This is a genomic window from Anaerosolibacter sp. (genome assembly GCF_029240175.1).
In the GTDB taxonomy this organism is placed as follows: Bacteria; Bacillota; Clostridia; order Peptostreptococcales; family Thermotaleaceae; genus Anaerosolibacter.
In genome coordinates this window covers 191,310-200,628 of record NZ_JARBTM010000003.1, presented here as the reverse complement: position 1 = coordinate 200,628, position 9,319 = coordinate 191,310, and the positions used below count along the sequence as shown (strand labels likewise).

General features: G+C 41.5%; 9 protein-coding genes and 2 tRNA genes. 3 read left to right on the top strand and 8 right to left on the bottom strand.

The window, feature by feature from the left end; all coding sequences use genetic code 11:
• Positions 1-233: 233 nt before the first annotated feature.
• The 5 genes from K0R93_RS03080 to K0R93_RS03060 form a co-directional block, all read right to left on the bottom strand.
• Positions 234-434 (bottom strand): DUF3006 domain-containing protein, encoded by a 201-nt coding sequence (locus K0R93_RS03080; RefSeq protein ID WP_300297389.1) that lies wholly within the window; start codon positions 432-434, stop codon positions 234-236.
• 4 nt (positions 435-438) lie between these two features.
• Complete coding sequence (locus K0R93_RS03075; protein ID WP_300297387.1) at positions 439-1,314, bottom strand: ComEC/Rec2 family competence protein; 876 nt, start codon at positions 1,312-1,314, stop codon at positions 439-441.
• A 114-nt stretch (positions 1,315-1,428) separates the two neighbouring features.
• A complete protein-coding gene (locus K0R93_RS03070) occupies positions 1,429-1,896 on the bottom strand; it encodes a COG2426 family protein (protein WP_300297384.1) in 468 nt (155 codons plus the stop codon).
• Between the two features lie 282 nt (positions 1,897-2,178).
• Positions 2,179-2,253 (bottom strand) — tRNA-Glu (locus tag K0R93_RS03065).
• Positions 2,254-2,260: 7 nt separating this feature from the next.
• Positions 2,261-2,337, bottom strand: a tRNA-Pro gene (locus K0R93_RS03060).
• 487 nt (positions 2,338-2,824) lie between these two features.
• Between K0R93_RS03060 and K0R93_RS03055 the strand changes: the two genes are divergently transcribed.
• A complete protein-coding gene (locus K0R93_RS03055) occupies positions 2,825-5,650 on the top strand; it encodes a phosphodiester glycosidase family protein (protein ID WP_300297381.1) in 2,826 nt (941 codons plus the stop codon).
• 39 nt (positions 5,651-5,689) lie between these two features.
• On the opposite strand, the gene K0R93_RS03050 is transcribed toward K0R93_RS03055, so the two are convergent.
• The gene (locus tag K0R93_RS03050) at positions 5,690-6,190 is read right to left on the bottom strand and encodes a hypothetical protein (protein WP_300297378.1); all 501 of its coding nucleotides are present in this window, start codon (positions 6,188-6,190) and stop codon (positions 5,690-5,692) included.
• A gap of 261 nt (positions 6,191-6,451) precedes the next feature.
• Here K0R93_RS03050 and yyaC point away from each other — a divergent pair, with 261 nt between their 5' ends.
• Complete coding sequence (gene yyaC / locus K0R93_RS03045; RefSeq protein ID WP_300297375.1) at positions 6,452-6,991, top strand: spore protease YyaC; 540 nt, start codon at positions 6,452-6,454, stop codon at positions 6,989-6,991.
• A 140-nt stretch (positions 6,992-7,131) separates the two neighbouring features.
• On the opposite strand, the gene K0R93_RS03040 is transcribed toward yyaC, so the two are convergent.
• Together K0R93_RS03040 and K0R93_RS03035 are read right to left on the bottom strand one after the other, a co-directional pair.
• Positions 7,132-8,070 (bottom strand): AEC family transporter, encoded by a 939-nt coding sequence (locus tag K0R93_RS03040; protein WP_300297372.1) that lies wholly within the window; start codon positions 8,068-8,070, stop codon positions 7,132-7,134.
• A 215-nt stretch (positions 8,071-8,285) separates the two neighbouring features.
• A complete protein-coding gene (locus K0R93_RS03035; RefSeq protein WP_300297370.1) occupies positions 8,286-8,744 on the bottom strand; it encodes a VanZ family protein in 459 nt (152 codons plus the stop codon).
• A 307-nt stretch (positions 8,745-9,051) separates the two neighbouring features.
• On the opposite strand from K0R93_RS03035, the gene K0R93_RS03030 reads away from it, so the two are divergent.
• On the top strand, positions 9,052-9,264 hold the full coding sequence (locus K0R93_RS03030; RefSeq protein WP_300297366.1) for a hypothetical protein: 213 nt from the start codon (positions 9,052-9,054) through the stop codon (positions 9,262-9,264).
• Positions 9,265-9,319 lie beyond the last annotated feature (55 nt).

Sequence of the window (9,319 nt, the reverse complement as noted above, 5' to 3'; positions counted from 1 at the left end):
ATGTTACCGGTTGCCGGGTTTCCCAGGGCCTATTCCCTCCACCACTCTTGATAAGGCATCAAGATTTCTATTCAATTCAACAGAAAAAATACTATCATGGATGATTCTTAAAGTCAATAGTTTTTTTCTGGCTGTTCGCTTCTCGCCACTCGCCATTCGCTAAAGACTATCTGGAATGCTCTATAGTGTTTTAATCGAGTAGCCAGTAGCGAGAGGCGAGCAGCCAAAAACGATTACTCTTCCCACAAACGCTCCATCTTTTCTTCTAATCTTTCTTTCCTTTTATTAGTCTGATCTGTATCCACTGAAATATGTATATGGAGAATATCTCCTTCTTTTGCATTTTCAGGCAGTAATTCTTTTGGCAATTGGAGCATAATTTTTCCATACTCTATGACTGCCCAATCACCTTCAATAGAATCCAAAATATACATCGATTTACTCCCCTTTCAACACCTGTATCTTTTGTCCATCACTTTTAAAAACAACTGTTCCATCCATATCCGTTCTCAATACTTGAATACCCTTGTTTTCAAGGCTATCCATGGTTTCTTTGTGGGGATGACCATATTTATTATCTCTTCCCAATTGAATTACTGCATAGCTAGGTGCCACCACCTCAAGAAATGGTGCTGAAGTGGAGCTATAACTACCGTGATGACCTACTTTCAGCACATCAGCTTTCAATAAGCCCCGCGAAACGCTGCTTAATATCTCCTCCTCTACCAAAGCCTCAGCATCTCCAGTAAAGAGGAAAACCGTGTCTTTATATTGTAATCGAATCACTGCACTATAATTATTTAACTCTTTATATTTATCCGCAACAGGGGCCAAAAATAAACCTTGAGCACCTTCTATTTCCAATTTTTCACCACTAATCGCTCGGGTGATCTTTAACCCTTTACGATCTATGGCGTCTAAAACATCCTCAAATGTCTTGGTATCATGAATCACCTTCGGCATATATACCTTCTCCACAGAAAATTGATCGATCACCAGATCCAAGCCACCGATGTGATCCTCGTGGGGATGGGTTCCCACCACAGCCTTCAAAGATGCTACGCCTTGGCTCCGTAAATAGTCGACAACCCTTTCTTCGTCATCATTTCCTCCAGCATCAATCAAGATATTTTCATCCATAGGCGTTCGAATCAGAATCGCATCTCCTTGTCCCACATCGATAAAGTGTACCTCTAACTCCTGATTCTCTTGAGCTTGCTGTACAGGCTCCACTACCACTTCTATACTCCCACAGGAAGTGAGGAGAAGCAGGCCAAGTATAAGTATAATCAGTTTAGTAAATTTCTGTTTCATATTGTATTATATCTCCTGTCTTATATAGGTTGGCTTCTCGCTGCTCGCCTCTCGCTGTTCCCTAAAAGCTTTTTTAAAAAGCGAGTAGCCAGAAGCGAGCAGCGAATAGCGTTCTTAAAATCCAAACGCTGCGTGACTGAGTGCCATCATAATTAGGGCTGCAATACAGTTCCCAGCAAATATAGCAAAAAAAGCAGTACGAAAGCGCATATCCAGTAATGCTGCTGCAATAGACCCCGTCCAAACCCCCGTGGTGGGCAGCGGCACTGCTACAAAAATCAAAAGACCCAAAGCACTGTATTTTTTGATATTTGTCGCCTTTCTCATTGTTCTATGGGTAACCCACTCCACAAACCTTTTAAACAAACGATGCTTTCTCATTTCTCGAAAAACAGGCTTCAAAAATAATAATAAGAACGGTACAGGCAGCATACTTCCCAAGATTCCCAATATCATGGCATGTAAAGGATGCATACCTAAAGACACGCCAAAAGGAATAGCACCTCTTAGCTCTAAAACAGGCATAGCTGCTATTAATATCACCATGATTTCATCAGATAAAAACTTTATAATATTCGTCATCCTAATCTCCTTATCATCTGACCTACATTAACATTATATAGGATATCTACGCATTTATGAATCCCCACTTTTAAACTGCTTGAATTAAAATAAATACGTAGGGAACGACGCCCTCGTCGTTCAGCCTGAGCACCCCTCTGAATACGGCGGGGAATACTTCCCCTGCACCCCTGATTTTTTTATCTAATAGGAAAGTAGAACTTTCCTATTAGATAAAAAAAGAAGTGTACGCTTGTACACTTCAAAAGAATTTGGCTAAATGATATTTGTACTTTAGTACAATGGTGACCCATCCGGGAATCGAACCCGGGTTACCGCCGTGAAAGGGCGGTGTCTTGACCGCTTGACCAATGGGCCATAAAAATGGTCGGGGTGGCAGGATTTGAACCCGCGGCCCTCTGGTCCCAAACCAGATGCGCTACCAAACTGCGCTACACCCCGACATAATCACAAGATTTATTTTACGACAAAATTAGAGATTTTGCAATAGCTTTTTAAAAGAATTTTTATCCGATGGCTAACAACTCCAAGACTCCCGCTTGCACGCTGTGTAAGCGATGATCAATAAATCAAAGATTTATGATCCCTGCTTATACAAGCGAGAGTCAAGAGTTGTACAGCCCCTGGATAACACGACTTGACGTTCATGTGGAGTTACAAACTCCATCTGAACGAGTCTTAGTTGATCCTTCTTTGTAATATATTCTTAACTTTCTCTATTCTGTTCTTACGATATAATAGAGGGGAAGGTAGACATAATCGTATATTAGCAGTAATCGTAGTTAAGGATGTAGGGAACGCCCCCCGTGGCGTTCCGAAAAAGATAGGACCAAAATCGCGAAACGGCACAGGGGCACGTTCCCTACACTTATCTATTACAAGTAAAAAACCTAATAAACATAACCAGAAATAGAAAGGAGCAATGTATATGCAAGGATGGAAAAAATGGATCATTACATCGACCTTAGCAATTTCTTTGACATCATCAGGTTTTCTCATGCCAGTCCATGCCGATTGGACCCAATCTCTATATGAAGAAAAAAAGGAAGAATACATATCATCAGGTGTTAAACATGAACAGCTTCTACGCTTTACCGACAAGGGCTGGGTCAATGTAAATGTCATGAGAATCAATCTTCAGGACAATTTTACTTCTTTGGACATGCTGTTTAATCAAAACGGCCTAGGAACCAAAGCTAGATTATCTGAGTTGGCAAACCAAAATCCTCAGGTGATCGCTGCCATCAATGGAGACTTTTTCAATACAAAGGGTGCTGCCACCTTGGGTCCTATCGTAAAGGATGGAGAACTGGTTTCAACTCCCTACTATATTCCAACCCAAATGGCTGTATTTAACCAATCAAAGGATGGTACGCCCTTCATCAACTATTGGACTTCAGAAATGGTAGAAATCATGAATAAACGCTCCATTACGTTCTTAAAGATAGGCTCCATCAACAAAGAGTCTGATTATGGAGACACAGCGATCCTCTTCACCCCTGCCTTTGGTGGAAAAACCCCTGCCCTCAGTCCAAATCTTTCCAGTGCTGTGGAAATGGTGATCGAAGACAATGTAGTCAAAGAAATCAACTATGCAAAGGAAGGGACTACCATCCCCAAAAATGGCTCTGTTGTATTTGCCACAGGAACCTTTGCAGCTTTAATTGAAAGCAGCTTCGCCGTGGGCGATGAAATCGAAATTTCAGCTTCTACAAATCCTGATTATCAATCCTTGGCCCTAGCCATGGGTGGTGGTGCTGTAGTACTTAAAGATGGTGTTGTTCCAACAACCTTCTCCCACAATATCACTGGCAACCATCCTCGGACAGCCATTGGGATCTCTAGGGACAATAAAGAAGTCATCTTGGTAACCGTTGATGGTCGTACAGCCTCCTATACAGGGGTTACCCAAAAAGAACTCGGCGAAATCATGGCTTACCTAGGCGCCCAGCAAGCCATCAACTTGGATGGCGGCGGTTCTACAGAAATGATTCTGCGTCCCTTGGGCGATGAGAACAAAAAGATTGTCAACACCCTCTCCGACGGCAGTGAGCGCAGATTGATGAATGGCATCGGGGTGGTTAATACAGCGCCACAAACAGCTATTGCTGGTGTGAAACTACAAACCCAAGATTCCAACGTATTTGTTAACACTTCCAGACAACTAGAAATCAAAGCTTATGACAAGAACTATAACCCGCTGCCCGTTGACTACAGCCGTGTGAAATGGCATATAACGGGAGCCGCTGGTACTTTTAACGGCAATATATTTAGGCCTACTGCTCCAGGAAAAGCTGCGATCGTAGCTGAGTATGATGGGAAATATGCTACATTGGAGATGAATGTACTGGATCAACCTGTAAATCTAAAGCTGTCTCCAAATAAGCTTTTTGTAGATAAAAATGGTGAGCGCGTTATCACCATGACCGCTGTAGACGGTGAAGGATACAGCGCAACCCTAAGTTCTCAGGATATTACCTTTGAAGTTCCTCAACATCTAGGGTATATCGATCAAAGAGGCTTCTTTAAAGCAGCTTCTCAGAATGGATCAGGTATCATCAAAGGCACATTTAAAGGGTTAGGGGCCTATATCCAAGTTGCTGTAGGTTCCCAGGAGGTAGTGATCGATGATTTCGAAGCTGTGAATGGAAGCTTCCTATCTTATCCGGCAGAAGTAACTGGAACCTATGAGATGGCACCATTCCCTAAATCCGGCAATAGTGCTGGTACACTGTCTTATGATTTTACAACAACAGATGCAACACGGGCAGCATACCTAGTATTTAATAACGGCGGTATTCGCTTCGAAAAGCCTCCAGCCAAAATTGGTCTTTGGGTTTATGGCAACGAAGGCGGCGGCCATGGCTTAAAAGCCAAATTAGTCGGTGCCGACGGCACAGCCCATACCATTAACCTGGCAACTGCTATTGATTGGAGCGGTTGGAAGTATGTAGAAGCGCCGGTTCCTTCCACCTTGAAGGTACCTGTGGTTCTCGAGCGAATCTATGTGGTAGAAACCAATCCCCTTGCCAAGGATACAGGAAGAATTTATATGGATGGTTTAACTGTTTCCTATCCATCAAACCTAGATGGCACAGTTCCTCAAGTACCTATACAAGATGCGAGAAACGTGAGTGAGCCTCCTAAAGGTGCAAACTCCTATAAGTTTTTTGCTCATGGTGCTGTGAGCGGTATTGATACCCTTTTAGATCAAATGGCCGTGACAAAGCTGGCACAATTGTCCAATGACAATGCAGAGCTCAATGTATTTACCAGCACACTAGATTCATCCCTAAAGGACAGTCTAACAAAGACCGTTGTCCTAGGCGATGGTAACTACACGGCTACGGCCCATAAAAACAGCATGTTTATTCAGTTGGATAACCGAAAAGGCAGTCTGAGAGAAAGCAATGTTCAGCAGTGGACTTGGTTTATCAATACCATCAAGACTGCCGAATCGAAACAAATCTTTGTGGTGCTTCCAAAGCCCCTATCCTTCAGTGACCCACTCGAAGAGAAGTTATTTAAGGATACATTGACGAAAGCCAAACAGGAAAAGAACATCGATGTATGGGTATTAAGCGGCGGCGGTTCAGACTTTACTGTAACCCCACAAAACGGTGTGCGATATGTAACCCTGAAGGATTATCCACTGCAAAATGATATGGATATCTTCACCCAGCTGAAGTATATGGTATTTACCGTAAATGACGATAAGGTAACCTATGAAATTGTGCCTATGTACACAAAATAACATATCAAAATAATAAAACAGAGGATTTCCTCTGTTTTATTATTTTGGTATGATCAAATTATCCAAATGCTGTAGCTCCTGCTCAAAAAGGTTCTCCTGAAGGATTGCCTCCACCTGTTCTACAGTTCCATCACTTACGTCTTGTCCCAATACTTCCTTTAAGCGAACCAAGTTGATGGTCCCCATATTTTCTAACAAAACTCGCACCTCTTCCTTTCTCTCAAAGGTAATTTCAATGGGTGCATGGCTTTTCCTTACCCTATCATGATAAACATAAATAAATTTATCTAAAGTCGCATCATCAATGATCATTTGGTGCTGTTCATCCTCTTGACTTAGGTCAAAGATTTCATCAAAGTAAATATCCAATCTTGTCTCAAGGGGAACTTTCTCTTCTAAGCTGCCATTGGGCCTATACCCCATGTTTAATTCCGGTACTATTCTTTCTCCTGCGGGTCGCATGCTCCAAATACCCAGTACCGTAATCACCGTTAAAACCACAACCGCCAGTTCATTATATCTTTTCCTTGGCTCTGTCATATTCGATACCACCCTATATCATATTTTTCACTCCAAAAGCAATCTCATGCTTTCATTTGTAGTATGATATAAGATTTCCATAATTATGCATGGAACATCACTACTCGCTACTGGCTTCTCGCTCCTCGCCTTTCAACCTTAACCTCAACCTTAACCTTTTCTTTTCTTTCTCTCAATCTTAATCTCGATCTCAATCTTTTTTCTTGTCATCAACACCTCGTCCTGCGTATATATATTCCTTATAGAGGAGGTGTATTTTTCTTGATCCCCAATCCTTGGAAATATAGATACGAGGTACGTGTACACTACACCGACGAAAATGCCGTTGAAACTTTAGCAAGTTATATAAAGGAACACCTCACTAAAGATATGGTTCTGGTTTGTATCGGCACCGATCGATGCATCGGCGATGCCCTGGGGCCCATCACAGGGACGATGCTGGAGAGCAAAAGCTTTTCTTATCCCTTCTACGGCACCGTAGACGATCCCGTCCATGCCGTGAACTTAAAAGAGATGATGGCTGTTATCACCACCCTGCATCCAGATGGTTTTTTTATTGCTGTCGATGCCTGTTTAGGCGCTGAAGAAAGTATCGGCAGCATCCACATAAAAAAGGGCCCCATCTTTCCTGGCAAAGGCGTAGGAAAGAAGCTGCCCAGTGTTGGTCATCTTTCAATTGTCGGTATCGTAGATAAAATCAACCACGACGACTGCTTTGCCATCCACAACATCCGACTCAGCCTCGTCATGAAAATGTCCAAAATCATCGCAGATGCGATTATACTCGCAACGCAGAATTAATCTTACTGGCTACTGGCTACTGGCTACTGGCTACTGGCTACTGGCTACTGGCTACTGCAATTTTATTTTGGCCGAATTTTGTTGTCAAGCTTTTCTTCTATCTTTTCCGAGAAGCGAGTGACGAGTAGCGAACAGCGATCTTAAAGTAGTGTCACAATCAATGGGATCGTTATCATAGAAAGCATGGTTGATATGAAGATGGCTTGAGATGCCAGGTGGTAATCATTTTCATATCGTGTAGCCATGATGGCGCAATTGGCCGCTACTGGCATGGCTGCGATTAGCACAGGGATTCCTGTCATGATCTCATCCAAATCAAACATCTTTAAAATCAGCAATACTAAAATCGGTAAAACCACTAGCCGTACTGCACTTACAATAAACACCTTGGTATTTGAAAAGATTTCCTTAATATGGATATCTGCTAAAATCGACCCAATGAACACCATGGCCATGGGTGTGGTCACGTCTCCCACCATCTTAAAAGCTTGATGCACTGGTCCTGGCAGTCTGGTAGAAGTCAAAAACATAGTAAACCCAATAAATACAGCAATAAGTCCAGGATTAATAAGCTGCTTTATCTGAATACTGCCCCGTTCATCCAAGGCCAGCTTGTTTTGTTTCATGCTCGGTCTGCTCAACACCGCCACCCCAAAGCTCCAAATCACCATATTAAACGGCAGATTATAAAGGGCTGTATAAAACACGCCTGTTTCTCCAAAAACCGCATTCACCACCGGATACCCCATAAACCCTACATTGGAAAACACCATCATAAATTGGAAAATATCCCTGGATGTACCCTCTGCCTTGATAAGTTTGGGTACAATATAGGATATAGCGATAGACAATGCATATACACCCCATGAAATCATAAACAGCTTTCCGCTCTTAACCAACGTTTCCTCAGAAAACTCAAAGCTGCTCAATGTAACAATAATCAAGCATGGCAGCGCGATACTTGTAATAAAATTACTGATATCACGATTCATATCGTTGCTAATGATCCGTAACTTCTTACATATATAACCTATAATAAGCAGTAAAAATAATACCAAAATCTGATTTAAGGTCTCCACTATATACCTCCCTTCCTATACTTAATATTATATAATATTTCACCTCGGCTTGAAATGACTATATTTCCCCAACGAAAAAAGACACAATACTGTGCCTTTGTTAAAATATTTATATATTCCTTGTCATCCTGAGCGCTAGCGAAGGATCTCTCTTTTAAGATATAGCTTCTACTTTATGCTTTGACAACATTTAGTTCAATATATCAGTTTGTTATCTATTTTTCCATGTTTATGCGACGCCTCAATATCATAAACGAAGCTATGATACCTATCACAACCCCAACACCATCCAATAGTACATCTTCCACCTGGGGTCCTCGCCCTGGTACAAAGGACTGATGAAACTCATCGAGACTGGCATAGACCACAGACATATAAAAGGTGACAGAATACAGCTTTACTCCCCTTAGTCCACTGATCCATAGGGCATTGCATACCAATACTGAGAGGATAAAGTATTCTGCCAGATGACCTGTCTTCCTGATATAGTACTCTAATCGCCCTCGTAGATTATCATTTATATCCTTCTCATCAAACACTTTTACGATGACTCTCTCTACTGTTTCTTTAATTCTAGAGCTCCTGTCATGGGATACACTTCGATTTTCTGCAGAGAAAAAGAAGATCACACCACACCATAGGATCACTAAAGTCCATGCCGCAACCCTTTTCATGAATTTCCCACTTTCTGCATATTCATATCTTATTTAATTCTCTTTATCTTATGTAAATCCTGCTGTGATTCATACCTGTTATCCTTGACTATATGACATTGATTCATACTTCCTCATAGAATCCGTGCCCTAATCAAATCTCAAATCAATGAAAGTTTCCTTTCATACTGCGAATGCCTCCCATACTACTAAATTAATACTTATATTATTTATCTTCTTTTGTAGCTGGTTTTGGTGTATGATAATGTTATACTCATGATTGTCCTAAAAAATTATCATTATCTAATGAAAAAGGAGAATACCCATCATGTCGAATTCAGAAAATAATACACAAGATACAAAGGCTCCTGAAAAGAAGAAGATTAGCCTACAGGATGCTATGAAGCAAGCACTCGCTGCCAAGAATCAAGGCAAAGGCGTAGGGAAGTTGGATTCTAATTCTTCCAATACGAACGCAAGCAAAAAAAATCCAGTAACAAAAAAACAAAACAGCCTCCCTAGAAGAACAGGCGGTGCATAAATAGTTTGGTGTCAGGCACCAATCAATTTTTAGGTAGTAAGCTAAAAAACGAAAC

Bases quoted from the DNA above. Each gene is read 5' to 3' on its own strand.
- K0R93_RS03080 (WP_300297389.1), bottom strand. From the start codon at position 434: ATGTATATTTTGGATTCTATTGAAGGTGATTGGGCAGTCATAGAGTAT.
- K0R93_RS03075 (WP_300297387.1), bottom strand. From the start codon at position 1,314: ATGAAACAGAAATTTACTAAACTGATTATACTTATACTTGGCCTGCTT.
- K0R93_RS03070 (WP_300297384.1), bottom strand. From the start codon at position 1,896: ATGACGAATATTATAAAGTTTTTATCTGATGAAATCATGGTGATATTA.
- K0R93_RS03055 (WP_300297381.1), top strand. From the start codon at position 2,825: ATGCAAGGATGGAAAAAATGGATCATTACATCGACCTTAGCAATTTCT.
- K0R93_RS03050 (WP_300297378.1), bottom strand. From the start codon at position 6,190: ATGACAGAGCCAAGGAAAAGATATAATGAACTGGCGGTTGTGGTTTTA.
- K0R93_RS03035 (WP_300297370.1), bottom strand. From the start codon at position 8,744: ATGAAAAGGGTTGCGGCATGGACTTTAGTGATCCTATGGTGTGGTGTG.
- K0R93_RS03030 (WP_300297366.1), top strand. From the start codon at position 9,052: ATGTCGAATTCAGAAAATAATACACAAGATACAAAGGCTCCTGAAAAG.